The sequence below is a fragment of the Haloarcula terrestris genome (genome assembly GCF_031624315.1).
Classification (GTDB): Archaea; Halobacteriota; Halobacteria; order Halobacteriales; family Haloarculaceae; genus Haloarcula; species Haloarcula terrestris.
The window spans coordinates 260,809-284,719 of sequence record NZ_JAMQOM010000004.1 but is presented as its reverse complement, the minus strand read 5'-3'; the positions used below and the strand labels follow the sequence as shown (position 1 = coordinate 284,719).

At 62.8% G+C, this 23,911-nt stretch carries 30 protein-coding genes and 1 tRNA gene; 12 read left to right on the top strand and 19 right to left on the bottom strand.

The window, feature by feature from the left end; translation table 11 throughout:
- The first annotated feature begins 306 nt into the window (after positions 1-306).
- Entirely contained in the window at positions 307-615 is a 309-nt protein-coding gene (locus NDI54_RS11660; RefSeq protein ID WP_310896613.1) for a HalOD1 output domain-containing protein, read from the top strand.
- Between the two features lie 11 nt (positions 616-626).
- On the opposite strand, the gene NDI54_RS11655 is transcribed toward NDI54_RS11660, so the two are convergent.
- Both NDI54_RS11655 and NDI54_RS11650 read right to left on the bottom strand, forming a co-directional pair.
- Positions 627-1,145 (bottom strand): hypothetical protein, encoded by a 519-nt coding sequence (locus NDI54_RS11655; protein WP_310896612.1) that lies wholly within the window; start codon positions 1,143-1,145, stop codon positions 627-629.
- Positions 1,146-1,320: 175 nt separating this feature from the next.
- A complete protein-coding gene (locus NDI54_RS11650; protein ID WP_310896611.1) occupies positions 1,321-1,557 on the bottom strand; it encodes a hypothetical protein in 237 nt (78 codons plus the stop codon).
- Positions 1,558-1,849: 292 nt separating this feature from the next.
- Between NDI54_RS11650 and dnaJ the strand changes: the two genes are divergently transcribed.
- Positions 1,850-3,007: a molecular chaperone DnaJ gene (dnaJ, locus tag NDI54_RS11645; protein ID WP_310896610.1), complete on the top strand. Its 1,158-nt coding sequence runs from the start codon at positions 1,850-1,852 to the stop codon at positions 3,005-3,007.
- On the opposite strand, the gene NDI54_RS11640 is transcribed toward dnaJ, so the two are convergent.
- Positions 3,008-3,313 (bottom strand): MazG-like family protein, encoded by a 306-nt coding sequence (locus NDI54_RS11640; protein ID WP_310896609.1) that lies wholly within the window; start codon positions 3,311-3,313, stop codon positions 3,008-3,010.
- A gap of 78 nt (positions 3,314-3,391) precedes the next feature.
- Here NDI54_RS11640 and NDI54_RS11635 point away from each other — a divergent pair, with 78 nt between their 5' ends.
- Positions 3,392-4,141 carry a hypothetical protein gene (locus NDI54_RS11635; RefSeq protein WP_310896876.1) on the top strand — a complete coding sequence of 250 codons (750 nt, stop codon included), beginning with the start codon at positions 3,392-3,394 and terminating at the stop codon, positions 4,139-4,141.
- A 149-nt stretch (positions 4,142-4,290) separates the two neighbouring features.
- Positions 4,291-4,476: a DUF7333 family protein gene (locus NDI54_RS11630; RefSeq protein ID WP_310896608.1), complete on the top strand. Its 186-nt coding sequence runs from the start codon at positions 4,291-4,293 to the stop codon at positions 4,474-4,476.
- 227 nt (positions 4,477-4,703) lie between these two features.
- Here the strand turns inward: NDI54_RS11630 and NDI54_RS11625 are convergent, their stop codons facing one another.
- Both NDI54_RS11625 and NDI54_RS11620 read right to left on the bottom strand, forming a co-directional pair.
- Positions 4,704-5,066, bottom strand: a complete 363-nt coding sequence (locus NDI54_RS11625; protein WP_310896607.1) for a hypothetical protein — start codon at positions 5,064-5,066, stop codon at positions 4,704-4,706.
- Positions 5,067-5,343: 277 nt separating this feature from the next.
- Complete coding sequence (locus tag NDI54_RS11620) at positions 5,344-6,093, bottom strand: hypothetical protein (RefSeq protein ID WP_310896606.1); 750 nt, start codon at positions 6,091-6,093, stop codon at positions 5,344-5,346.
- A 126-nt stretch (positions 6,094-6,219) separates the two neighbouring features.
- Here NDI54_RS11620 and NDI54_RS11615 point away from each other — a divergent pair, with 126 nt between their 5' ends.
- Entirely contained in the window at positions 6,220-6,888 is a 669-nt protein-coding gene (locus tag NDI54_RS11615; protein ID WP_310896605.1) for a halocyanin domain-containing protein, read from the top strand.
- 30 nt (positions 6,889-6,918) lie between these two features.
- On the opposite strand, the gene NDI54_RS11610 is transcribed toward NDI54_RS11615, so the two are convergent.
- A complete protein-coding gene (locus NDI54_RS11610) occupies positions 6,919-7,449 on the bottom strand; it encodes a type II toxin-antitoxin system RatA family toxin (RefSeq protein WP_310896604.1) in 531 nt (176 codons plus the stop codon).
- A gap of 140 nt (positions 7,450-7,589) precedes the next feature.
- Here NDI54_RS11610 and NDI54_RS11605 point away from each other — a divergent pair, with 140 nt between their 5' ends.
- Positions 7,590-7,865: a MarR family transcriptional regulator gene (locus NDI54_RS11605; RefSeq protein ID WP_310896603.1), complete on the top strand. Its 276-nt coding sequence runs from the start codon at positions 7,590-7,592 to the stop codon at positions 7,863-7,865.
- Positions 7,866-7,964: 99 nt separating this feature from the next.
- A complete protein-coding gene (locus NDI54_RS11600) occupies positions 7,965-9,038 on the top strand; it encodes a tubulin/FtsZ family protein (RefSeq protein WP_310896602.1) in 1,074 nt (357 codons plus the stop codon).
- Between the two features lie 46 nt (positions 9,039-9,084).
- Here NDI54_RS11600 and NDI54_RS11595 read toward each other — a convergent pair whose 3' ends face one another.
- The 3 genes from NDI54_RS11595 to NDI54_RS11585 all read right to left on the bottom strand — a co-directional run bounded on the left by NDI54_RS11595 (position 9,085) and on the right by NDI54_RS11585 (position 11,303).
- Positions 9,085-10,428 (bottom strand): alkaline phosphatase family protein, encoded by a 1,344-nt coding sequence (locus tag NDI54_RS11595; protein WP_310896601.1) that lies wholly within the window; start codon positions 10,426-10,428, stop codon positions 9,085-9,087.
- Positions 10,429-10,514: 86 nt separating this feature from the next.
- Positions 10,515-10,640, bottom strand: coding sequence for a hypothetical protein (locus tag NDI54_RS11590; RefSeq protein WP_268812788.1), 126 nt, complete (start codon positions 10,638-10,640; stop codon positions 10,515-10,517).
- Between the two features lie 129 nt (positions 10,641-10,769).
- The gene (locus tag NDI54_RS11585) at positions 10,770-11,303 is read right to left on the bottom strand and encodes an inorganic diphosphatase (protein WP_004593839.1); all 534 of its coding nucleotides are present in this window, start codon (positions 11,301-11,303) and stop codon (positions 10,770-10,772) included.
- A 297-nt stretch (positions 11,304-11,600) separates the two neighbouring features.
- Here NDI54_RS11585 and NDI54_RS11580 point away from each other — a divergent pair, with 297 nt between their 5' ends.
- On the top strand, positions 11,601-11,960 hold the full coding sequence (locus NDI54_RS11580; protein WP_310896600.1) for a PadR family transcriptional regulator: 360 nt from the start codon (positions 11,601-11,603) through the stop codon (positions 11,958-11,960).
- Positions 11,961-12,043: 83 nt separating this feature from the next.
- On the opposite strand, the gene NDI54_RS11575 is transcribed toward NDI54_RS11580, so the two are convergent.
- Genes NDI54_RS11575 through NDI54_RS11565 form a run of 3 tightly spaced genes read right to left on the bottom strand, consistent with a single transcriptional unit; the run spans position 12,044 to position 13,628 of the window.
- A complete protein-coding gene (locus tag NDI54_RS11575; protein WP_310896599.1) occupies positions 12,044-12,598 on the bottom strand; it encodes a DUF7108 family protein in 555 nt (184 codons plus the stop codon).
- The gene (rnhA, locus tag NDI54_RS11570; RefSeq protein ID WP_310896598.1) at positions 12,591-13,187 is read right to left on the bottom strand and encodes a ribonuclease HI; all 597 of its coding nucleotides are present in this window, start codon (positions 13,185-13,187) and stop codon (positions 12,591-12,593) included. Before rnhA ends, NDI54_RS11575 begins: the two co-directional genes overlap by 8 nt.
- 45 nt (positions 13,188-13,232) lie before the next feature.
- On the bottom strand, positions 13,233-13,628 hold the full coding sequence (locus NDI54_RS11565; RefSeq protein ID WP_310896597.1) for a hypothetical protein: 396 nt from the start codon (positions 13,626-13,628) through the stop codon (positions 13,233-13,235).
- A 100-nt stretch (positions 13,629-13,728) separates the two neighbouring features.
- On the opposite strand from NDI54_RS11565, the gene nreA reads away from it, so the two are divergent.
- On the top strand, positions 13,729-15,018 hold the full coding sequence (gene nreA, locus NDI54_RS11560; RefSeq protein ID WP_310896596.1) for a DNA repair protein NreA: 1,290 nt from the start codon (positions 13,729-13,731) through the stop codon (positions 15,016-15,018).
- 37 nt (positions 15,019-15,055) lie between these two features.
- On the opposite strand, the gene NDI54_RS11555 is transcribed toward nreA, so the two are convergent.
- The gene (locus NDI54_RS11555; protein WP_310896595.1) at positions 15,056-15,787 is read right to left on the bottom strand and encodes a DUF4013 domain-containing protein; all 732 of its coding nucleotides are present in this window, start codon (positions 15,785-15,787) and stop codon (positions 15,056-15,058) included.
- Positions 15,788-16,014: 227 nt separating this feature from the next.
- Positions 16,015-16,176: a DUF7560 family zinc ribbon protein gene (locus NDI54_RS21535; RefSeq protein WP_455032224.1), complete on the bottom strand. Its 162-nt coding sequence runs from the start codon at positions 16,174-16,176 to the stop codon at positions 16,015-16,017.
- A gap of 243 nt (positions 16,177-16,419) precedes the next feature.
- Between NDI54_RS21535 and NDI54_RS11550 the strand changes: the two genes are divergently transcribed.
- Positions 16,420-16,836, top strand: a complete 417-nt coding sequence (locus tag NDI54_RS11550) for an arsenate-mycothiol transferase ArsC (RefSeq protein WP_310896594.1) — start codon at positions 16,420-16,422, stop codon at positions 16,834-16,836.
- 3 nt (positions 16,837-16,839) lie between these two features.
- On the opposite strand, the gene NDI54_RS11545 is transcribed toward NDI54_RS11550, so the two are convergent.
- From NDI54_RS11545 to NDI54_RS11530, 4 genes are all read right to left on the bottom strand, one after another.
- On the bottom strand, positions 16,840-17,697 hold the full coding sequence (locus NDI54_RS11545) for a hypothetical protein (protein WP_310896593.1): 858 nt from the start codon (positions 17,695-17,697) through the stop codon (positions 16,840-16,842).
- Between the two features lie 252 nt (positions 17,698-17,949).
- Positions 17,950-18,023, bottom strand: a tRNA-Ile gene (locus NDI54_RS11540).
- An 81-nt stretch (positions 18,024-18,104) separates the two neighbouring features.
- Positions 18,105-18,662 (bottom strand): FxsA family protein, encoded by a 558-nt coding sequence (locus NDI54_RS11535; protein ID WP_310896592.1) that lies wholly within the window; start codon positions 18,660-18,662, stop codon positions 18,105-18,107.
- Positions 18,663-18,737: 75 nt separating this feature from the next.
- Entirely contained in the window at positions 18,738-20,114 is a 1,377-nt protein-coding gene (locus NDI54_RS11530) for a cytochrome P450 (RefSeq protein WP_310896591.1), read from the bottom strand.
- A gap of 81 nt (positions 20,115-20,195) precedes the next feature.
- On the opposite strand from NDI54_RS11530, the gene NDI54_RS11525 reads away from it, so the two are divergent.
- A complete protein-coding gene (locus NDI54_RS11525) occupies positions 20,196-21,809 on the top strand; it encodes a DUF255 domain-containing protein (RefSeq protein ID WP_310896590.1) in 1,614 nt (537 codons plus the stop codon).
- A gap of 80 nt (positions 21,810-21,889) precedes the next feature.
- Entirely contained in the window at positions 21,890-22,696 is an 807-nt protein-coding gene (locus NDI54_RS11520) for a TrmB family transcriptional regulator (RefSeq protein WP_310896589.1), read from the top strand.
- 270 nt (positions 22,697-22,966) lie between these two features.
- Here the strand turns inward: NDI54_RS11520 and mptA are convergent, their stop codons facing one another.
- On the bottom strand, positions 22,967-23,893 hold the full coding sequence (gene mptA, locus NDI54_RS11515) for a GTP cyclohydrolase MptA (protein ID WP_310896588.1): 927 nt from the start codon (positions 23,891-23,893) through the stop codon (positions 22,967-22,969).
- Positions 23,894-23,911: the final 18 nt, after the last annotated feature.

Here is a 23,911-nt window from a genome sequence, read left to right as displayed (position 1 = left end):
GGCCGCAAGCGGCGCGTTTTGCCACACGCGGATAGTGGTGACGGCCGCTAGCAGTTGTCTGGCAACCGGATCGGTGTCTCCATCGCAGTCATGCCGTCGCCGCTCACAGTCAGCGCGGCATCTTGAATCGACGAACTCATGATATGGGTACTGTACCAGACCGCTATTATAATTTTAAATCATTAAATATATTGCTACGGGAGTATCCAGGGATTTACGCCGATATCGAGGATAGATAATTATATCAATAAAGAGACTTATAACTTGACCGTAGAGTTAATATGATAGATGTGTACATTTCACATAATGAGCGGGTCTGACAACCGGTCCGGGCGGGCACCCGACAGTACTGATCTCCTCCACGCCGAGTTCGACTGGAACGTCATCTCCCCGTCGTTAGCGGTCGTTCAGACGGTCGCAATCGCGGCCGACCGGAAAGCCATAGAGCTCCCACCGCTGATCGAAACGGTCGACCCGGACGCGCTCGACGAACTTTTCGAGTCTCCGACTAAACCGGACAGCAGCATCTCACTCTCGTTTCGGTTGGGTGACTACGCGGTCACCGTGACCGAGTACGGCGACGTGTACGTCCACAACAGCCGCCTCAATTCGTGACCACCCAACAGTCAGCCGGTCTCGTTTGAAACCGTCACCGTGTCGAGCGTCGTCGTCCGCTCGCTTGGGGCGCCGAGTGGCCGGCCGGTCCAGCGGACTGCGACAGTATCGCCGCTATCGAGGTAGAAGCCGACGGAGGCATCGCCATCGAGGTAGTTGCCGTCACCGTCCGAATCCACGCGCGGGTCGTCAACGACGAACATCTCACCCGACTCGATAGGGAGTCGGGCCGCATCCGCCCACAGCAGCGTGGTCGACCGGTTCCGGTCGGCATCGGTGACGACGATCTCCACCGCGTGCGTGCTGGTGTCCGTGAGCCGGTCACCGCCGGCGTGGGTGAGTGTGACCGTCCCCGCCTCAGCGTCGAACTCGCCGTCGATGGTGACCGACGGCGATGCCGTCCGAAGATCCGCGCCGGGACCGACGACAAGCGCGACCAGTCCGGCGACGGCCAGCGCCGCGAGTCCCCAGACGGCGACCCGCTCGACCGTGACGAGACCCCGGCGACCGCGCGACGACTCAGGACTCATTGCCCGAATCCTCCCCCGGCACCGAAATAAGCGCCCCGGTCCGGGCCGACGGTCGGAGTCGCGATGTCTCGCTGCGAGGGGCTGTTCAGTTGGACCACCAAGGCGTCAAGAAAGCGCTCACACGGACTGCTCTGGAGTGTTTCAGTTTGTTCGATACAAGGGTACTCGGTTGACCCTATTCGTGGGTCCCGCTGAGGCTGGTCATCGGCGTCGCACCGGCAACGATAGCACCTGTTGCGAGTAGCGCGGCCGACAGCACGACGAAGTCCCCGCTCGGTGAATACCCGGCCAGTCCAGCACCGGCCTGCACGATGAACACCGTCACGAAGAAACTGAGGATAGCAAACGCCAGCATAACGATTGCCGCGACGATACCGCTCGCTAACGCACCGAACGAATCAAGAAATCCCATTTGATAAGTAACCTCATTTTAAATGAGGAGTACACTGCGGAAACCACTTGGGTTATCTCCTCGTCCGGTGGTACCATTCTCTGTCCCTATGCAGCCGGCCCGCACAGTCGATTCAGGCTATCTTAGCGCCGTGGGACCCCTCGTAAACACCCTGTTGGATCACTGGGAAGAAAGAGAAAGACCGGTTGGCTACTCCGGGCTGGCTGGGCCATCTGCGACAACGCCTCCAGACACGACTAGTCGGCAACCCGTTCTTTTGAAGTAGCTCAATCGTCTATGCCTCGTACAACGAATGAGTCAGGATTTCTACGAGATACTGGGTGTCTCTCAGGACGCCTCCGAAGACGAAATCAAGGAGGCCTATCGAGAGAAGGCCCGGGAGTACCACCCGGACGTGAGCGACGACCCCGACGCCGAGGAGAAGTTCAAGCAGGCCAAGAAGGCCAAGGAGGTCCTCACCGACGAGGAGAAACGCCAGATGTACGACCAGATGGGCCACGACCGCTTCGAGCAGGCCGAGAAGCGCGGTGGCGCTGGCGGTGGCGGCGGCCGTGGCGGTATGGGCGGGGACCCCTTCGGCGGCGGCGCTGGTGGCTTCGATATGCAGGACATCTTCGACCAGTTCTTCGGCGGCGGCGGTGGTCGCGGTGGACGTGGCGGTAGCCGACGGCGGCAGGGCCAGGACCTCCAGACGCGACTCGAAATCGACCTCGAAGAGGCCTACAACGGTGCGACGAAGCAGTTGAACGTCACCCGACCGGAGGCCTGCGACGACTGTGACGGGGCCGGACATCCGCCCGGGGCCGACTCCGAAACCTGTCCCGAGTGTAACGGGCAGGGCCAGACGACGCAGGTCCAGCAGACGCCGATGGGGCGAGTCCAGCAGACGACGACCTGCCGCCGGTGTGACGGTGAGGGAACGCTGTACGACGAGACGTGTTCGACCTGTCGGGGCAACGGCGTCGTCCAGAACGACGCGAGCCTCGAAGTCGAGATCCCCGCCGGCATCGCCGACGGACAGACGCTCCGGATGGAACGCGAGGGCGCGCCGGGCGACCACGGCGGCCCGAACGGCGACCTCCTGATTCAGGTGAGTGTCCGCAACAACCCGGACTTCGAACGCGACGGGGACGACCTGCAACACCAGCAGGCTATCTCGTTCCCGCAGGCCGTGTTCGGCGACACCATCACCGTCCCGACGCTGGACGGCGAAGTCGAGGTCGACGTACCCAGCGGGACCCAGAGCGGCGAAGTGTTCCGTCTGGAAGGCAAGGGAATGCCGCGACTCCGCCGGCGGGGCCGGGGCGACCTCTACGTGCAGGTGCAGGTCGTCACGCCCGACAGCCTCAACGGCGAGCAGAAGGAGGCCCTCGAACAGTTCGCGGAGGCCGGCGGCGAGGAAGTCGACGTTGAGGAAGGCTTCTTCAAAAAGCTGAAGAACTCGCTGTAGTCAGTCGCCGCTCGCTGGCGTTCCGTTCCTGTCTGACCGGCCTTCGTATTTTGCGAGTGCCGCCGAGAGCGCAGCGTCAGCGTCGACATCGAGTTGTTCACACAGCGCCAGCAGCGCGAACAGGGCGTCACCGAGTTCGTCCTCTTGTACCGACAGCGCCGTCGAGTCGGTGCCGTAGCCAGTCGTCTCGTTGACCTCGCCCGCAATAGTGCCGAGTTCGGCCACCACGTCGAGTAATCGATAGGCGGGCGGCGTGTCGATGTCGTTGTGTCTGAGCACGTCGGCGACCTGTTGTTGGCGTTTCATTTATACAGCGTGGGGGAAGCCACCTACATCGGCTTTGTGGCCGCGCTGTTTTTGATCGGTGGGGCCGAACCACGACGCATGCAGGTACTCGGTGATCTCGTCGCGCAGGCCCGCGACCGTGACGGCGTCCTCTTTCGTTCGCCGGAGCGGTCGACGCCGTACAGCTACTCCGACTTCGCCACGAACGCCTGGAAGGGCGGGAATCTGCTGCGCCACTACGGCGTCCGGCACGGGACCCGAGTCGCCGTCGTCGTTGGCCCGAAGGAACCGACCGACGAGGACAAGCCGGGCTACCTTCGGGACGCGCCGGACGCCCTGCTTGCCTTCCTCGCGGCCGCCCTCGACGGTGCGGTCGTGGACATGGACCCGCCAAATGCGGTCGACGCGACGGCGCTGGTCGCGCCGGCGGCGTGGCTCGACCGCTACACACGAGGGCCGGGGACGAAGGGATTGGCCTACGGCGGCCCAGTCGAAGACGCCACCGTCGCCCAGTTCGAGCGGGAACTGTGGAGCGAGAACCCGCTCCAGCCGCCGGGCGAAGTCGCGCCCGACGACGACGTGCTGGCGGCCGACAGAACGTACACACACGGCGAACTCATGGCCGAAAGCGGCCGTGTTGTCGCGGATTACGATATCGACGCGGAGACGACACTCGCCCTTCGCGCGCCGATGACGACAGCGGGCGCGGTCGTCGCCGGATTGCTCGGACCGATGCGGGCCGGCGCAACGGTGGTGTTCGGCGGCGACGAGACCGCGGACATCGCCGTCGCTGACGGGGAAGCACCGGAAAAAACAGTGATCCGGCCGGCCGACGCGACGCCGTCGTAGCGGTCGGTCAGGCGGCTGTTACCGGGGTCGCGCGGTACTCGTTATATTTTATCACGGTAAGGAGCGCGACGAGAACGAACACCGAGTAATCGATCCGTCAGTTGAGAGCCTTTCTTAAAGAATTTACTTGTCCGGCTACAAATGGAACTATGGAATTTGACTTCGTGCCCGCAGTGGCCCCACTCGTCGTGATCGTCGCCGTTGCGACGGTCGCGCTCACGTCCGTCATGCAGCGTTCGACGGTCCTGATGATGGTCCTGCCCTCGATGATCGTATTCTCCGTCATCGCGTTCTTCCTCGGGATGAAACACGGCGAGTTCCGCGCCAGTCCGTAGCGGTCCGTCTCGGCCCCCGAGAGTAACTCATTGCTGCCCGGGTTCCGATTCCGCTCGGTGACCGGACCCTCCATCTCGGACGACACACTGAGCAGGATCAGAGACACAGGTTTCGCCAGTGTGGGACTCGGAGAACGGATTCAGCTAACTGCCGTCGTTCGTGTCAATCCGCAACCGACGGAATACCCCTAGATAGAGATCCGAAGCAACCGTACAGCAGTTGCGTCCTATGTAGCCGAATTCGGCTCTGTAACCTGCTGAACTAATTGAACGACCGGGAAGTCCTCTCGGTAGTCAAACGAGGCGAAAACTGCCCGGTAGCGGTCGGACGGAAAGACGAACACGATGATAGAGTCGAAAATTAACGATTGTGCCTTGTACTGTGCTTCGCCGATAAGCTGTTTAAAATCGTCACCGGTGACCTGGTTCGCCATTATTAGTTTGTACGCCTTGTCGAGGTCAGTATCCGAGTAGCGTTCTTTCAGGTCATCTCGGATATGCCGTACTTCAAAGTCAACGTTCCCCAAGTCAGCAACGACACGGGGTGTCGTATCCTCAAAATTCAGAATGGCGTCAGCGACTTTCGACATGGTGTGTAAACTTATAGCTCATTTTATAAATTTCTTGGTGTAGAATGGATGTTTCGTCTACACGTAGCGTTCATCACCAGCCTTTGACCGCTGGAATCGTGCGATTGCTCTGTATTGCAGTGGCTGCCCTGTGAGCGATGGGCCTGTTGTCTCCATCACGAGCGGACCTGACAGGTTTCAGTCAGCGGCCGCTGTTTCACTGCGCTCGGTAAGAGCCTCGGTGGGTTCGAGAACAACCGATGTTGGAGCCGGGTTCGTCTAACCGGTGGCCTCGCGGTCACTCCGTCGGGCGAACAAGGTCCGCAAGCGTCACCAACAGGCCCAGCACCCACCCCAGCGGGATGGAGATGCCGAGCCAGATAATGACGTAGGCGATGCCTTCCCGGTCGAAGTTCTGGATGAAGAACTCCGCGACACCGACCGAGGCCAGCACCTCATAGAGGAACCAGCGGGATAGCGAGTCGCTCGCGGGGATGACGACAGAGGCGACCGTCTTCGAGTACAGCGCCGCGACGACTGGCGGGAGGAAGATAGCCGTCATGGCGAACGGATACGCCAGTGCGACCGTCGTTCCGCGACCGCCGACGCGCCGAAACGTGACCGCGAGCGCGGCCGACAGCGTCGCGACCCCACCGGCGACAGCGACCGCGGTGAACCCGCCCGAGACGAGGTCGATGCTGCCCGGTTCGAACCGCGCGAGCGCCGCCAGACCGCCCCAGACAAGTACGGAGAGGAGAACGACGCCGACAACGCCCAACCGGGTCGCCGTCCCATCGATCCGACGGGTCTGGTACCGCAGGACGACGCCACACAGTACCAGCGGATAGACCACGGCGATGACTGGGACCCCGAGCGCAGACCAGAGGCGATAGAGGGCCATCCCGAACGAGGAGTCCGGCGTCCACGTCCCGAGGACAGTGTTGTCAGCGTTTCGCTGGCGTGGATACACCAGCTCCATCCACGTTTCATGTAACCTGTTGAGGTCGATACGGATACCGCCGACGACCCCAGTATTTCCGGTAGACATACCGGTGGTTTCGGCCTACCGGCGTTAAATGCTTCACGGCACCTGTGGCATGCGTGATAACGCTGCGAGAGAAGCACCCGATTCGAAACCGACATATTCAGGACGGGGAGTCCCAAACGGTCAGGTATGACAGACGGTAGAGCGGATGTGTCCCGTCGGGGCTTCTTACGGACGGCGGCGGGAGCCACGGCTGCGTCGGCCGCTGCAGGCACCGCAACCGCACAGGAGGAGACCGGCACAGGCGACGGCGGCGGCGGTGGCGGCGGGCCGCCGGACTTCGGCGGTTTCCTCGATGGGGTCGGTAACTTCGACGGGTCGGTTACCGATGCGACCGGACAGGACAGCGCCACTGTCGAAGTCGGCGTCGATAACGGCGGCCAGCCCTACGGGTTCGGTCCGGCGGCGATCCACGTCGACAACGGCGCGACCGTCCAGTTCGAATGGACAGGCGAGGGCGGCGGCCACAACGTCGTCTCGGACGGCGAAGGGCCACTGGATTCCGGGAGCGCCGTCTCCAGCACCGGCGTCAACTACGAGCACACCTTCGAGGAAGACGGCATCTACCCCTACGTCTGTGTCCCCCACGAATCCCTCGGGATGAAAGGGGCCGTCGTCGTCGGCACCGACTACCCGACACAGTCCTCTGGCGGCGATAGCGGCGGGAGCTCCGGCCCGCCGGAAGTACCAAACAGCGCGAAAACGCTCGGCGTCGCAACATCGTTCGTGATGGTCGCGACGCTGGGCCTCGCGTACTTCTTCATCCGCTACGGCGGCGACTACGAGACACCCGAATAGGGCGGCACCCGTTTTCCGGACCCCGCTTCGTCACACCGTGTCCGGACCCGTGTGAATCTCCAGATCAACGTCCCGCTTTTGCCCTTCGAGGTCCTCGACGACCCGTTCGACGATTTTAGTCGCCTCCTTCTTTATAAGCGGCTTCACCTTCTCGATGACCCAGTCCATCGAGACGAGCCTGGGGAGGTCGACGGCGTCGTCCGACGCCGACCCGGGATCGAAGGTGACGTGGAACCGGACGCGTGACGCCGTCTCCACATCTGCCGGGACGCCGTCGGGATCGGGTTCGACCGCCCAGTACCCCTCGGCATCGATGTCTTTGACGATCCGCCAGTCGATCCGTGTCGGCGGAGACACGTCAGTCACCTCCGACCGGGCGGTGTAGGAGAGCTTCCACCACGAGAACACGAGGTCGTAGTTCGTCCCCGGCGAGCCGTCGCCGTCCTGTGTCACGCGGTCGAGATACTCCGAGTATCGAGCATAGCCCGGGAAGTCAAGCAGGAACTCGTAGACTTCCTCAGGTGAGACGTACACGACTGTGCTGACCTCGACTTCGTCCACGTCTGTGACACCGGAGGTACTGAAGGTAAACTTTCGGGCATCGGTCACGGACTTGGCGACCTATGTTGCCGTATTATTTCCATCAAGCATAATTTGGAACAGTAAATATTATCATCCTGTATTGGATAGGGGAGAATACAATGAGTGCATCCGATATCCAGTCCGCTGATACCGACAGCAAACACGAGAACAGCGGGTGGGACGCCGTTCGTGACCTCCCGCCGAGCGCGAAGCTCGTCGCGAAAGTCCTCGAGTACAACGACACCCTGACCCAGAGCCAACTCGCCGAAGAGACGCTACTGCCGCCGCGAACGGTTCGGTACGCCCTCTCCCGGCTGGAAGATGTCGGTGTCATCGACTCCCGGTTCTCGTTTTCAGACGCCCGGAAACGGATCTACACGCTTCAGATCGAGTAGGCCGGTCCCGCTCCCGTGGGTCGCCTACGTGATCCTGCTGTTCCGTCGACTGGTCGTGTGAGGACAACGTTGATTAGTTACCCTCACAAGACATTGTGTATGAAAGTCGTCCTGATTGGTGTCGGGCAGGCCGGTGGGAAAGTCACCCAGTCCCTCACCCAATTCGACTACGATATGGGGTTCGACGCTGTACGGGGAGCCCTCGCCGTCAACACGGCGAAGGCCGATCTCCAGAACCTCGATATCGATACGGCCCTCATCGGGCAAGATCGCGTGAAAGGCCACGGCGTCGGCGGCGACAACGAGCTCGGGGCCCAGATCATGCAGGAGAACACCACCGAGATCCTCGACGAACTCGACGGCCGCATCACGACCGAGGCCGAGGCGCTCGTGGTCGTCGCCGGCCTCGGCGGCGGCACCGGCTCCGGCGGCGCACCGATGCTCGCCCGCGAACTCAAGCGCATCTACGAGAAGCCGGTGTACGTCCTCGGCATCCTCCCCGGTCGCGACGAAGGCGGCCTCTATCAGGCCAACGCCGGCCGCTCGCTCAAAACCGCTGCCCGCGAGGCCGATTCCCTCCTCCTCGTTGACAACGACGCCTGGCGCGGCAGCGGTGACAGCGTGGCCGATGGCTTCAAGCGCGTCAACGACGCCATCTCACAGCGCGTCGGATTGCTGTTTGCCTCCGGCGAGGCAGTCGAAGGGGTCGGCGAAAGCGTCGTCGACTCCTCGGAGATTATCAACACGCTCCGGGGCGGCGGTATCGCCTCCATCGGCTACGCCAGTGCCGAGGCCAGCGAAGACGCCGGCGAGAACGTCAACACGATCACCAGCGTCACCCGGAAAGCCCTCCTCACGAGTATGAGTCTCCCCAACGCTGTCAAAGCCGACTCCGCCCTTCTCGTCGTCGCGGGCGACCCAGAACGCCTCTCGCGGAAAGGCGTCGAACGGGCGCGCCGCTGGGTGGAGGACCAGACCGGCAGTATGGAGGTTCGGGGCGGGGACTTCCCGCTCGGATCCGACAAAATCGCGTCACTCATCGTCCTCTCCGGCGTCGAGCGATCCGAGCGGATCCAGGAGTTCATGGACCGCGCCCGCGAGGCGGCCGAGTCCCAGGGCGCGACGACTGACCCGGACGAGTTCACGAACGACGAACTGGACGGGCTATTCTAGCTGTTTTCGGGACGGAAACGGTACATACTCGACCGGGACGGCAACCTCAGGCGAGGCTGCTTCCGTCGAACTTCGCGCGGTCGAAGTCGTGGTCGAGCAGGTCGAGAATCGTCGGTGCGATGTCGTAGAGGTCGGCGTCATCGATGCGAACGTCCGGGTCATCGACCAGGAGCGTCGCGTTGTCGAAGCTGTGCATGCCGTTTCGCGGACCGACACCGAACACGTCCTCAGAGCCTTTGAACCCGGCCTTGAGGTCGAATCCGTGGTTCGGGACGACGGTGAGGTCCGGGGCGATGTCGTCGTGGTCGCCGCGGAAGGCGTCCTCCTTGGTGACGACGCGGTCGGCGACGGGCTTGCCGTCCGGTCCCTCAAGCGCTTCGAGCTTCTCCTTGAGTTCCGCGCGGACGGACTCGTATTCGTCCTGGGGCACGCTACCGTTCGGTTCGCGGCCCTCCAGGTTGATGTAGAAGCGACCGGGAATGAGCGAGTACGCCTTCGTGTCCTCGCTGATGTCGCCGAGTTCGGAGTGGTCGTCCGCGGCGTAGTCGAGCCACCCCTCCTGCTGGAGCCACTCGTTGAAGTGGACCTCGTAGTCCAGCGAGGTGAAGCCGTGATCCGAGGCGACGACCATCGTCACGTCATCGGGCAGTCGGTCGCGCAGGTCGCCGAGATAGGCGTCCACCTGCTTGTAGAACTCCAAAAAGGCCTCCTTGTTCTCGCCGTCGCGCTCGTAGTCCTTGAACAGGAAGTGATTCACCCGGTCCGTCGTCATGAACACGCCGAAAAACAGGTCCCAGTCGTCCTGGTCGACGTAGTGTTTGAACGCCTCGTAGCGCTTTTCGAGGGTCTCGTGGGCGTCCTCGACGAAGTCGCTCTTGTCGTCGTCGTGGCCGAGTTTGGCGTTAACGTCGATTCGATAGTCGCTTTCCTGGAGATGGTCCCGGAGCTCGTCGGGATATGCGGCCTTATCCACACCCGGTGAGAGGAAGCCCGACACCATCCGCTGGACGTTCCGCTGCGGTGGGAAGGTCACCGGCACGTTCAGGACCGTCGCGTCTCGGCCCTCGTCGGTGACGCGGTCCCAGAGCCGCGTGGCCTGCACGTCACGTCCCATCGGGACGTACGTATCGTAGGAGCCGACTTCGCGGTCCTGAAAGCCATACACACCGGTTTGTCCGGGGTTGACACCAGTCGTCAGCGCCGGCCAGCAGGCGCTAGACTCGGGTGGAACGATGCTGTCGATAGGGCCGGCACTACCCTCCGCAGCCATCTCAGAGAGGTTCGGGAACACGTCCGGGTGTTCGTCGATGAGGCTGAACGGTACGCCGTCGATGCCGAAGAAGGCAACACGCGGTGCGTCGTCTCCCTTCAGACGGTCGAATAATCCCATACGACCCGTTAGTCAGGTCAGGAACAAGAAACTTCTTTTCGCTGCCGCGTCACCGAAAGCGGCAATATCATCGACGCAGTGAACGGTTATGATGACTGGTCCGCGTTCTCCGGAACCACGGTCAGATGTGCGATTCCGGGTGTCGACCGCCGCTTTGCTCGCGGAACGACAGTCGTGTGGTCCAGCGCCGCGTCAGTGTCATCAGTAGCCATACACGTAGCGGTAGCCACTGTACGGTGAAAAGATTACCCATGCTCATACATAATCGGAGAGACCTGCCGGTATTACTTCTGGAAATACGCAGTGGCGGAAAAACCGCAAACGGAGAACGCCCGAAAGCCCTAGTTGAACTCTTCGTCGTACAGTTCCTGTGCGTGGACGATAGCGTCCTTGGCGGCTTCCTTGTCCTCCCAACCCAGCGTTTCGACTTCCTTGCCTTCTTCGAGGTTCTTGTACGTCGAGAAGAACTCGTCGATCTCGTCGAGGGTCTGCTGTGGGATGTCGTCGAGGTCTTCGATGTGGTCGTATCGCGGATCCTCGATGGGGACAGCGATGACCTTGTCGTCCTGCTCGCCGTCGTCGTCCATCTTCATCAGGGCGACCGGGCGGGCCTCGATGACACAGCCGGGGAACGTCTGGTCTTCGACCAGGACTAGCACGTCGAAGGGGTCCTCGTCGTCGTAGTACGACTGCGGAATGAAGCCGTAGTCGGAGGGGTAATGAACGTTTGAATGAAGCACGCGGTCGAGGACGACGCCGGGGATGTCCTTCTCGTACTCGTACTTGTTTCGCTCGCCTTTCAGACACTCAACGACAGCGTAGATTTCTTCCGGCGGGTTCGGTCCGGTTTCGAGATCTTCCCAGAGGTTCGTCATCACCGCCGACTGCGCGACGCCGTCAAAAAATCCTTTCGTAATAGCCACAGCTATCCGCTATTATGTGTTATATAACGCAATAATATCTAACTATAGATATGTTCTTAGATTACACTTACTCCCTGTAATCGACAATCAGAGAGCAAATAAATCGAAAATCCAATTCGGCTTTCCCCAGTACATATACATTTACTGTTATGACTGAGGCTGCTAGTCGTATGGTGGTTAATGGCCCACAGAAGGCGTTGTGCGCCAAATTTAACAAGTGTTAAATAGCCTGCTGACATTTACCCAACTATGTCAGAGGCACAAACAGTAACTGACAGTCCGGGCATTGCAAAAGAACTCACTGCTTTTCAGCAAAACATTCTGGTAATACTCGCTGAAGAGCCGCGGTATGGTCTCGCTATCAAGCGAGAGCTCGAGGAATACTACAACGACGAAGTCAACCACGGTCGCCTGTACCCGAACCTCGACGACCTCGTCGAGATGGATCTCGTCGAGAAGAGCGAACTCGACAAGCGAACGAACCAGTACTCCCTGACGGAGACGGGCAAGGATGCGGTTCTTGACCAGCTCGGATGGATATTCGGCAAGTTCGTTTCCGAGGACGGTCGGGCCGACGAACTCCGCGATCTGATCGCGACGCAGCAGTAGACTCGCAACTGGGCACTGCGAACTGCTGTTAACCAATTATTACCGCGAATTAAACACTGACTACCGGCGGGTGTAGTAGACGACTACGGTTCGGGAACGCGGCCGCCAGCTTCTTCCACAGTGAGTCGGATCGATCTGTCGAGGACCGACCGCTGTTCCTCACTCGGCCACGCGTTGCGACGGACGTAGTCGTCCCGGAACTCCTGTAGCTCCTCCGGCGTCGCCTCGGCGATCGGTTTCGCGTAGTGGTTGCCCATGAAATCAGCGAGCAGTTCCGCGTTCGCCCCGTGAGTCTCGCCGTGTGTGTCGGTAACAGCCTCGACGACAGCCCGGTTTGCAGCATCGATTTCGTCCCACGCGTCGGGGTCGCCGGGACCGGAGAGCCGTATCTCGACGCCGCGGTCGATGTCAGCAACTCGCTCGGGACGGATGACGCCGTCCTCGACCCATTCGACGGGATGGCAGACGAGCACGTCGCCGGTTTCGTCGTTTCTGATGCGGGCAGTGTAGTCGTACTCGGCGAGGATCTCGTCCCGTTCGGTCCTGTAGGCGTCCGCCTCGGCATCGTCGGCCGCCTCGCGGGCGAGTCTCGTGAGTCGTTCGGCCTGTTCAGTCACGTCTGTCGGCAGGTCAGTCATCGTCGAGTGCGTCGTTGGCTAGTTCGTCCGCACGGTCGTTTATTTCCCGCGGAACGTGCTCGATCTGCCAGTCGTCGAAGTCGGTCAGCAGTTCGCGCACGCGGATTCGGTTCTCGCGGAGTTCGGGATTGTTCGTATCCCATTCGCCACGGACCTGCTTGACGATTAGCTCCGAGTCGCCCCGGATGTGAACGTCGTCGAACCCGAAATCGCGCGCGACTTCGACCGCCCGGATGAGCGCTTTGTACTCGGCCTGGTTGTTCGTCGCCGTTCCGATGGTCTCGCCGCCCTCGGTGACGATTCCGCTGTCGTTGACAAGCACGTAGCCGACTGAGGCCGGACCCGGGTTGCCCCGTGACGCGCCGTCGAAGTACGCGTGGACGCGACCGCCGTCGCTGTCGCGCAACAGCGCCTCCAGTTGTGCAGTACCCTCGCCCTGTATGACGATTTTGCCCTCGTAGGCTACTGCGGTCGAACCGCCGTATTCGGCGCGCCACCGCTCGTGGTCGGTGTTTCCCTGCTGGATGTCCAGCCCCGCGTCCACCAGGCGCTCGCGGGCCGTCGTCTCGTCGCATTCGATGACCGGCATTGTCCGAGGTGGCTGACCCGTCGATATAGACGTTGTGGTCGCCCCTCAGTTCCCGGCGCGACCGCTGATTCGCTCCGCACCCGTCTGTCTGCCCTCTTCACCGCCCAGTAGCCGACCGAGGATACCGACGAGGCCACCGACAGTGACGATGGCCCCGGCGGCGAACATTATCGAGAGGATGGGGTCGACGGGCTCGATGAAGATCGGGGAGAGAAACAGGATGATGCCCGAAACGACCGCTAACGCCGCTGCGGCGGGACTTGCCTGCTTGCCAGACGAAACGCGATACGCGGAATGGGCGAGCGCGATAGCCGCGAGCTCCCCGACGAGAAGGTTGACGAGGGCCTGCTGGTAGGCGACCGGGATGATCGCCGAGACGACGATGACGAACATGCTGATCAGCGTGGCTCCGAGCAGGAACCATTTCGTTGTATCCACCATGATTTATATCACCTGTTGTTACTCAATCCAACCCTGTAAGAGTTACTCTCTCACGGGCCGCTGGAAAGGTTCTTATCGGGGAGGGACGAAGGCGTGACAGATGCAACTCGACGAGTTCATCGAGGGGTTCGAGGAAGACGAAGCCGCCCAGCGGCGACGCCTCGCGGCCGAGAAGTCCTACGCGATCACGGATCACCTCGAAAACGTCGAGCAGCAGTTCGAGGCAGCGGTACAGGGCGATTCGCTGTTCGGTTCGACGGCCCCCGAGATATTCGTCGGTCGCTCGGGATATCCCAACGTCTCGACGGGGCTGCTCTCCCCGGTTGACACCGACGCCGCCGCTGCCGGGTTCGCCACAAGCGGTGACTGGTATCAGGAAGGACTGGGCATCGAGGACGTACTCCAGCGTCGGACAGGGATGGTGAACTCCACGCAGACCACGTCGGTTGATTCCGTCAGCACCGGCAGTGGACGCGGCACCGGTGGTGTCCACGACGTGTGGAACGGCTTCGTCGGCGTCCAGCGGGAGGTCGCTATCGCGGACCATCCCGTCGACGTGGAGGTCGGCCTCGACGGCACTCCCGAGATGGACGTGAGCTTCGACGACGTTGGAACGCCCACGGGGCCACGGGCACACGCGACGGGGGCCGACCTCGCGGAGAACCCCCACGTCCCCCGCCCCGTCGAAAAGACGCTGTCGGACGACGACTGGCGCGCGGAGGGCGCGATGGCGTACCTGTACCGCCGGGGGTTCGACGTGTACGATATCAACACGATCCTCTCGGCGGGCGCGCTGGGACAGGCCAGCGAGCGGTCGCTGGTGCCGACGCGGTGGTCGATCACGGCCGTCGACGACACTGTCAGCCAGTACGTCCGCGGGACGCTCCGCAACGCCGAGACCATCGACAAGCCGGAGCTGTGGTACAACGAGTACATGGGGAACCGCTACTGGGTCGTCCTTGCCCCTGGCCGCTGGGAGTTCGAACTCGTCGAGATGAAAGCCCCCCAGAGTGTCTGGAACCCCCGCCCCGAGACGGGCTACTACATGTCGAGTGCCCACGAGGGCTACGAGGGGCGGACCGCCTACGTCGAGGAGACCGCGGGGGCGTACTACGCGGCGCGGCTCGGCGTCCTCGAACACCTACAAGAGCGCGACAAGCAGGCCAAATGTCTGGTGTTGCGGGAAATCACTGACGACTACTGGGCCCCGGTCGGCGTCTGGCAGGTACGTGAGGGGGTCCGGAATGCCTTCGACGGCGAGCCCGGAACCGCCCAGTCCTTCCGGGAGACGTTGACGGCCATCGCCGACCAGCTCCCCGTCAGCCTCGGCCAGTTACGCCGCAAGTCCGAACTCGTCGCCGGGCTTCAGTCGCAACTGAGCGATTTCTGAGGGAGGCGTATTTTGGTGCAAATCGACTGGTGGTCCGTCAGCGTCCGCCGCTGTCACTGTCACCGGCGTCGTCCCAGGCTGAGGTACCGAATCCGTCATCATCGGTGTCGTCACTCCAACCGGAATTATTGACATCGTTGTCACCCATCTGGTCGTCCACGCCCGAGACGGTCCCTGTCGTGGCTCGACCAGTGTGTGTCCCGCTGGTTGCGGTGGCAAGCGGCGGTTCGCCGTACTCTTCCTCGTATGCGTCGGCGAAGCCACAGCCCCAAACGTACATGATCGCCGACTGGCCGATGAACGCCAGAAACGGAACCGCGAAATACCCGATGAGGGTGATCCCAAGAAGGGTCGATCCGATGGACACGATGATGTTGACGGCAAACGCCATCACCACGGCCATCAGCATCGTTCGGTTCGTCCCAACCGACGTGAGAACGTCGCGGTCAAAGCCCGCGGCGATACTGTCCGCCCGGAGAAAGCTCCCCGTCGCAACGGGCAGAATCACTGTCATTGCGATGACGCCAGCGAAATAGAGCAACGCGATGACGAGGACCCCAGCGACCAACAGCCCCTCTGAGCCGCCGAGCCCGCCGCCGATAATCATCGCGCCAGGAATCGCGAGCACGAGGGTGAGCAACAGCCCATACCCCAGAACCACTACGGTATGTCGGACCCCGTCGACGGTTATGTCGACCAGGTCCAGTTCGTCCCAGGCCGGCGGCGTGTCAGTCTCGCCGTTGAGGGCGCGACGCATGACTTCGAGCATGTACCCCTAGAACGTGAACAGCGGAACGATCAAGAAGCCAAGAAACAGTACGACCCCACCGAGGGCGACGCGTTTGACCCAGTCCTCGCCCTGTGTCTGATAGCGGAGTGCCTCCTCTATCATGTGATAATCAGTCAAAATATAGGGTTAAATAAGTTGTGAACGCGCTGAAAACTGAGTTTCCGGTAGCGTGGCTCTCGCAGCAGCCAAGGCAGTGACGGGATGACTCAGGGCGTGTCGGTACTGTGTGGTGAGATTTCGACAAACGCCGGGGTATCAACTGACCCGGCACAGACTGGGCACCCGACCACCAGGAGACGCTCCCGGACACCACCGTCAACCGTTGCACACGCATCACAGTGCGGGCACGTGAAGCGGTACTCCGGCATGTACTCAGGCACGGACTGGGATAGGCGAAGGAACTACCGCCTCAATGTGGAGGGAATATAGGTGGTTGATGTCACATAACGTACTATCGACTCCCCTATCAGTGTCATAAGACGGGGCTGTCGTACGCACTACCGCGTTACGCCAGTGCAAGTGGCCACGTCGGAAAGGTGTCTCTGTTCGATATATAGTCCACAATAGTAGTCTTAGGAAACGTTATTTCACTCGCTTGGGACCACAGCGGTATGACTGATACACCACTGAAGTTCGGCTTCGTCTGTGTCCAGAACGCGGGCCGGAGTCAGATGTCCGCAGCGTTTGCCGAGCGTGAACGGACTCGCCGTGGACTCGAAGACGAGGTCGAGATCCTGACTGGCGGCACGGACCCCGCGGACGAAGTGCATCCGGAGGTCGTCGAAGCCATGCGGGAACGCGACATCGACCTGTCCGACCGGGTACCGCAGGCGGTCTCGAACGAGGACCTCAACAGTTGCACCGTCGTTGCGACGATGGGCTGTTCGACGCTCGACCTCGACGCCGACGTAGCGGTGCGTGATTGGGCGTTAGACGACCCACACGGGCAGTCCATCGAGCGGGTCCGTGAGATCCGAGACGAGATCGAGCGCCGTGTCAGCGACCTGTTCGACGAATACACCGCATAGACGCTACCACTCGACGTAGGTGAGATACTCGGTCCGCTCGTACGCCAGGAGCCACGTCCCATAGCTGTCAGTGACCTCGATTCCCTCGTGGTCCCGGATGCGATCAGTGATCGACTGAAAGGCCTCATCGTCCTCGAAGTAGCCGCCGTCAATCGCTTCCTCGACGACTTCCCGTTCGGCGTCGGAAAGCCCCGTGAGCGTGAACAGGTACTGATCTCGAATCCGGTCGGTAAACGGCTCGACGCCGGACGCGACCTCTGTCACCTCGTATCGGTATTCTGTCTCGGTCGCGGTCCGGGAACTGACGGTGATCCGATAGCGGTCCCCATCGTGGCTGATGATGTCGTACTGCTGCTCCGGAACGAACACCGACCCGTTGCCCACTTCCTCGGCAGTCCCGTAATCGGTGCCCACATCGTATCCCTCTCCGCCGGAGAAGTTCTTGTCCCCGATTATCGAGTCGAGACGGTCGCGGTCCGTCGCCGGGAGGTCCTCGTAGGCGATCTCACCGATTTCTGCGGTCGTGTCAGCGGGGTCGAAATCGATTCGCACCTCGTACACCGTCACCTCGCTACTGTCGAGTCGCGACTCCGAGACCTCGTAGAAGGTGTCCCCGATTCGGACCGTCTCACCGGGATCGAACAGTTCGGATCGGCCGCGGTGCGTCGCGGACCCGTTTTCGATGGCCGCGGAGGCGACGCTGCATGCTGTCGAGTTCGTCTCCGGTGACGTGGAAAGCTGATTAGTGATGTCGGTCGCTGTCGCCTCGTCCATATCGAGGACGACGGCGGGATGACCACAGCCGGCGAGGGCGACCGAAAGGAGGGCTGTTCCACTCGCGAGGAACTGGCGGCGTCGCATACAGCTACTGACAGGGAACTAGAACGAAAGTGTTCCGGGTGTGTTTGTTCGCGGTCGGACTCGTGCAGGTACGCCTCACTCGTGAGAACAGCCTGAGCCGTAGTAAACGCCAGACGGCGGCAGGGTCCGCAAGGTTCGCTTGCGAGTTGACAAATAATTCCTTCGATGGGATTTTTCGATTCCATTGAAACCGACGAACTACGGCGCTGTAGCTCCGGTTCTGGTAAAGCCAAGAACGGGAAGAACTCGGTATGGGCCAACGCGGATTTGAACCGCGAACCTCCCGGTTATCAGCCGAGCGCTCAACCTGATTGAGCTATTGGCCCAACGCATTCAGTTGTACCCGAGGGGTATTGAAAAGGGTAACGTTTCGCTGGCGGTTGGGGATGTGAAACCGCGTCAGGGCTTCACTTTCCGTCGCTGTCCTCGAAGTCAACGTCGGTGGCTTCGTCGGGGTCGAAGGAGCTGCCGGAGCTGGTACTGGAACCAGAACCGGAGCCACCTTCCGGGCCGGTCGGGCCGGAGCCGGCCGGGCCGCCCTCTTCGTCGGGGAACCCACCGATGTACACCTGGCCGCTGGCGAAGCCGCCGGTCTTGGCGTCGATGTAGGGTCGGACGACCCAGCGGCGCGTGGCGGCGCGGACGGGGTACCGGGTAAAGGGCACCGCCAGCAGGAGGCCGACGAAGTCAGTCACCAGGCCGGGGGTGAGGAAGAACGCGCCGGCGGCGATGAGGAGCCCGCCGTCGATGAGTTCGTCGGTGGGGAGTTCGCCGACTGCAAGCCGCTGTTGGATCTTTTGCAGCGTCGCACGGCCTTCGGCGCGGACCAGCAGCATGCCGACCAGCGCCGTCAGGACGACGAGGGCGACTGTCACGTATGGGCCGAGGAACGGTATCGCAACCGTCACCAGCAACACGATGTCGAACAGCGGGATGAGCAGCAACAGCCCGATGACCCGGAGCATACCACCGCTTGCAGGCCCGCCCCCAAACGCCTTTCGAGAGCGGGACCGCAGCGTACAGGCTGGCGGATCGGTCGCTCACCGCTCTCGCAGTCGGACTTCGACTGGCTCTGCGGGACTCAGTGTGATCTGCATCGCCAGCGAGAGTGGGGGTTCGGTGACGGCCTCGACGGCGTACTGCTGGGCGATGGTCGCCAGCGCGAGTTTGGCCTCCATGCGAGCGAAGCGCATCCCGATGCAGTGGCGCGGGCCACCACCGAAGGGGTAGTAGGCGTATTCCGGGAGGGACGCATCGAGGTCGTCGTCCCACCGCTCGGGACGGAACGCGTCGGGTGCGTCGTACCAGCGCTCGTCCCGGTGGACGAGCCACTGCGGAAGGGTAAGCTGGGCGTCCGTCGAGAGGTCGTACCCGCCGAGTGTCACCGGCTCTGTCGGCTGGCGAAACACGGTGAAGGCGGGCGGATACAGCCGCAGGACCTCGTTCAGTACAGCATCGAGATACGGCAGTTCGAACAGGTCCTCGGGCGTCGGCCGGCTGCTCCCCAGCGTCGCGTCGAGTTCCTCGTGGAGGCGCTGCTGGCACTTGGGATTGTTCGCCAGCAGGAACCAGGCGTAGGTCAGCGTCAGCGCCGTCGTGTCGTGGCCGGCGACGAGGAAGGTCAGCAGTTGGTGCCCCAGTCGCTCGCGGTCCATCGTCTCGTCGTCGAGCGAGAGCAGCAGGGAAAGCACGTCGTCGCGCGCCTCGCGGGCGCTCGCGTCCTCGCGCTGGCGGGCGGCGATAACGTCGTCGAGCGTCGACTGGAAGTCCGCAAGCGAGTGGTTGACGGCACGGTTCGTCCCCGTCGGGACCCACAGCGGGACGTACGCCGACAGCGTTCGGGGGTCGAGTCGCTTCCGCAGTGCGTCCAGCAGCGGCTCCAGCGCGTCCGCAGTGGTTTCGATGTCCACGTCAAGCAGCGTCTTCCCCAAAATGTTCAGCGTCAGCGACTGCATGTGCGGCAGCACGTCGATACGCTGGCTGTCGGTCCATCCCGTGGCCGTCCGGGCAGCGAAATCGGTCATCGTCTCGCCGTAGGTGGCGATGCGCTCCCGGTAAAAGGCCGGCTGCAGGGCCGTCCGCTGGCGCTGCCACTCCTCGCCCTCAAGCAGGAACAGCCCCTCGCCGATGAACTGCCCGAGCGTATCCTGGAGGAGTCGCCCCTTCTCGTAGGCGTCGGCCTCGGTCACCAGCACCTGCTCGACGAGATCGGGATGGCAGACGAAACAACCCGTCGTCCCGGCGACGTTGTACCCCACCACGTCCGCCTCATGTGCGCCGGCGCGGTCGTAGAACCCCAGCGGGTCACGCAACATCGCAACGGTGTTGTCCACGAACGGGACGCGACCGAGACGGGGTGGCCGGTCGCCCGGTGTGACCGGCTCCGGCGTGTCGACAGCGGCCTGATGGGCATCCATTACCGTGGTTTGGATCGCCCGACCAATCGGTCTTTCGCCGGGAGTGAGAGGGCCTTTGTACGCCCGCCGCCCAGGCCAGGTATGGACGAATACGCACGCGACACGAAGGTCGAGTGGCGCGAGTGGGGGACGGCTCCCTTCGAGGACGCCGCCGATGCCGGCAAGCCGGTGCTGCTGGCGCTGACGGTCCCGTGGAGCGCCGAGTGCCGGGCGATGGACCGCCGGACGTTCGGCGAGCCCCGCATCGCGGCCAACATCAACGACGGGTTCATTCCGGTCCGCGTCGACGCCGACCGCAACCCTCGGGTCCGCGAGCGATACACGATGGGAGGGTTCCCCTCAACGGTGTTCCTGACGCCGGCGGGCGAGGTCATCACCGGCGCGACGTTCCTCGGCCCGGACGGGTTCCGTGGTATCCTCGATTCCGTGCGAGAGTCGTGGGACGCCCAGGGTTCGGCGGCGGGCTCGATTCCCCGGCAGCTACAGGACGAGTCGCCGCCAGCCGGCGAACTCCGCCCCCGCATCGAGGAGCACATGGTCGAGCAACTGCTGGGTGCGTTCGACGACGAGTTCGGCGGCTGGGGCACCGACGTGAAGTTCCCGCTCCCGCGGACCGTGGAGTTCGCCCTCGTCCGAGCGCGGGACCAGGCCACCCGGACGCTGGAAGCGGTCCGGACGCACCTGCTCGACACCTACGACGGCGGCTTCTTCCGGTACTCGACGGAGCGTAACTGGGGGAACCCCCGCCGTGAGAAACTGCTCGACGAGAACGCCGCCCTGGTCCGGGCGTTCGCCCACGGCTACCGCTACACGGGGACCGAAGCGTACCGGGACGCCGCCCAGCGGACCGTCGACTACCTCACGACAACGCTGTGGGCCGGCGACGCCTTCGCCGCGAGCCAGGCCGGGTCCGACGAGTACTACCGGCTGGAGCCCAGCGAGCGCGAGGGGACGGTGCCGCCCAACGTCGACGAGACGGTGTTTGCCGACCGCAACGGGCTCGCCATCGACGCCCTGCTGTGGGTCGCTGCCTACACCGACGACGAGCGGGCACAGCAGTACGCCAGTCGCGCCAGAGACACCGTCTGTGAATCGCTGGTGGCGGACGGCGAGGTGGCCCACTACGACGGCGCGGACAGCGAGACAGGTCTGCTGCTGGACCAGGCCCAGCTCCTCCAGGGGCTGACGACGAGCTGGCAGGTCCTCGGTGAACCGGGGCCGGCGAGAGCCGTCGCCGACTGGACTATCGAGAACCGACAGCAGGACAGCGGCGCGTTCAGGGACGGCCCCGCGAGCGGGGCCGGGCTCTGTAGCCGCTCGCTCCACCCACTCGATGCGACGGTGGAACTGGCCGACGCGCTGGTCGACCTGGCGGCACTCACCGGCGAGGACCGGTACCGCAACGCGGCGCTTGCGGCCGTCGAGTCCTTCGCCGGCGCGGCCGAACGGATGGGCGTCGAAGTGGCCGGCTACGCGACCGTCGCGGCCCGCCTCCAGCAGCCCGGGACGCTGACTGTCGGGACCGAGGCGGGGTCGGACCTCCACCGCGCGGCGCTACGGCTGGCCGATCACGAAACCACCGTCGTCCCGGATCCGGACGGTGACGGCGCGGCACGACTGCTGGACGGCGACGCCATCGTCGCCGAAGGGACGACACCGGCCGAACTCGAAGCCGCGCTGACCGGCGAGAACTGACAGTTCGTTTCAACCGCCAGAAACGGTGACAAACGGTAAACGCCCGACAAGTTTTTGCGCGCGTGTCTTGATGTATGGGTATGTCCAGTCTCCGAGACCTCGGGCTGTCCGAGTACGAGGCCAAGGCGTACCGGTCGCTGCTGGAAACGGGACCGACAACAGCCAAGGAATTGTCACGGGCCAGCGACGTGCCGATGGGCCGCATCTACGATGTGCTCAACAGCCTCGAAACGTACAATCTGGTCCGCAGCCAGACCGCCAGCCGACCGAAAAAGTACGTTGCTGTCGAGCCTGATACGGCGCTGGACCGCCTGCTCGAAGACAAGAAACGCGAACTCCAGGAGAAGGTTGGCCAGTACGAGGAGATCGTCGACGACCTCTCGTCACAACTGGAGTCCGCGGACCCCGTCGAAGAACCGTTCTGGACGGCCGCCGTCGGCCCCGAGGACTCCCTGGACCTGCTGCTCGAACGGCTGGCCGCCGCCGACGACGAGATCATCATGGTTGGGTCCGCACCGGCCCGCCAAGTGGATATACTCTCTAGCACTGAGCGGATCGTTGACGAACTCGAAGCGGCGCTGGAACGGGGCGTCGAGGTGTCCCTACTCGTCCGGCCGGATCTGTTCGAGAGCTTGCCCGACGAAGCCAACCGCGAGTACTACGACCGGCTCTTCCACTACGACAACTACAGCGCCCGCGCCAGCTCGAACATCAGGTCGGCGTTTGAGCTACTGGACGGCATCGAGGTCTGTATCGAGGTCCCACACCCCCTGGGCCGCGAGGAGACGTTCGGCGTCATCGATATGAAGGACTCCGATTTCACTGCCGATATCAACAAAGCGTTCGAGGAGCACTGGGCCGAGGCGACGCCGGTCGGGCCGCCGTAACTGGGTCGCCCAGCCAAAGAGAGGTCTGTAACCGTCCGACAGGCAGCGACCGCAGTTTCGTGGATCGCATCGCTCAAAAACGACCGCAATCTCGCGAGTCGCTACGCTCACGGCTTCGCTGTTCGCAGCCGAGACGCGTCGCGTCTCGCGCTCCCTGCTCAACATTCCGAGGGCTTCACGTCGCTCAAAAAAGACCGCAGTCTCGCGGGTCGCTACGCTCCCCGCTCGACATTCCGAGGGCTTCGCGTCGCTCAGCCCTCGCTATTCTCGCTATTCGCTAACTTCCTTCCGCAGATCGGCCAGCTGCGCGACACGCTCGGCGTGGGCGTTGTGCTGATGGATGGACTCGTCGTTGGACTGTTTCATCGTCACGATAGCGTCGTCCGACAGGTCCGGGAACGTCTCCACGACGCCCTCGGCGAGTGCGCGGACACAGTCCTCGACGAACTTGGCGTCCTTGTGGGCCTCGTAGGTCATATGGTCCTCGTCGGGCCGCTTCGCGAGGTTGTAGATGCGCGCACTCATGGAGTCGCGGGCGACCTTGATGAGTTCGTTCAGGTCGACCTCGGGCGCGCCGTCGCTCTCGACGGTGAGCGTCGCGTGGCCCCGCTGTGAGTGGCCCGCCTGTGGGTTGGTTTCGAGAAACTCCTCGATGACATCGCCGTCCACGTCGAGCTGTTGCAGCGTCTCACGGGCACGGGAGGCAGACATACCCTGGGAACACGGACAGACCGTCATCCCGGTGACACGAGCGCCGATCTCCTCGCTCGTTCCGTCTTCGGTCGCCGTTGCCGAGGCGATGATGTCAGCGGTCGACTGCGTGGGCATCTCGGAGGCCGGCGTGGACTCGCGGGTGACGTACTCCGCTTCCATCCGGACCTCCGCCTTCGTCGTGTAGTCGTGTTTCTCAAGCAAGAGTTCGGCTGCGTCGCCACAGACATCCTCGACTCGGTACGCTTCCTCCGACACGGCGGTTTCCAGCGTCTCGTCGATGACCTCCATATTGCGGGACATATCCGCCCCTTTTCGCCAGGACGGCAGATCTACAAACACTTCGAACTCCGCCATGAGTACGATGGGATCGCGGTCACGACGCCCCAGTTTGACGAGCTTCTCGACGCCCGTCACACCGACACGATTGAGACCGACCGTTACGTCCGGACTCGACGCCTGCACGTCCGGGAGTTGCTGACTCATTGCCACTCCTAAGGCGGA